This window comes from Streptomyces sp. CB01881 (assembly GCF_002953255.1).
In the GTDB taxonomy this organism is placed as follows: Bacteria; Actinomycetota; Actinomycetes; order Streptomycetales; family Streptomycetaceae; genus Kitasatospora.
Window position 1 is genome coordinate 10,778,203 of record NZ_CP026498.1, and the last position, 673, is coordinate 10,778,875.

Here is a 673-nt window from a genome sequence, read left to right on the forward strand (position 1 = left end):
CCGGCGGCAACACCCCACCCCCGCACTGAGCGGCGCGGGCGGCCGGGCGGATCGAGAGGAGAACGGGACGTGCCCGACTACAACAACCACGGCTTCCACCAGGGCGACGACGGAGCGGTCTTCGGCAGCCCCGACGCCACGGCCACCGGCTCGCCGGGGGAGTACGACCTCTGGGACTGGAAACAGATCATGGCGGCCATCAGCGGCATGTCCGCCGGGGTCGCGGACGACGTCAACCTGTCCCACGCCCGGTCGGTCTCCGACCCCCGGTCGCTCCAGGACGCCGCCAACACCTACTACCGGGTGCAGAAGTCGCTGGAGGCCGTGGCGAAGAGCCTGGTCGACCAGGCCAAGGCGCTGGCCGGGGACGACGGCCCGTGGAAGGGCCCGGCGGCGGACTCCTTCCTCGACACCATGACCACCTTCTCCCGCCAGGTCATGGCCAACGCCAAGGTGCTGTCGGGCGGTTCGACCGGCCGGCACTCCGTGCCCCAGCAGCTGGCGAACAACGCCGTCACGCTCAGGAACGCCCGGCTCAAGCTCGCCGAGATCGACACCTGGTACGCCAACCGGGCGCAGCAGCTGGGTCTGACGCCGATGTCCAACGGCCTCATCCCGATCAGCCAGAAGCCGGAGCTGGTCCGCAACATGACCGAGGACATGCGGACGGTGC

General features: G+C 70.3%; 1 pseudogene. It reads left to right on the top strand.

Annotation, left to right across the window (positions count from 1 at the left end):
- Nucleotides 1-69 precede the first annotated feature (69 nt).
- Nucleotides 70-673 (top strand): annotated as a pseudogene (locus C2142_RS36430) (hypothetical protein); the annotation flags it as partial.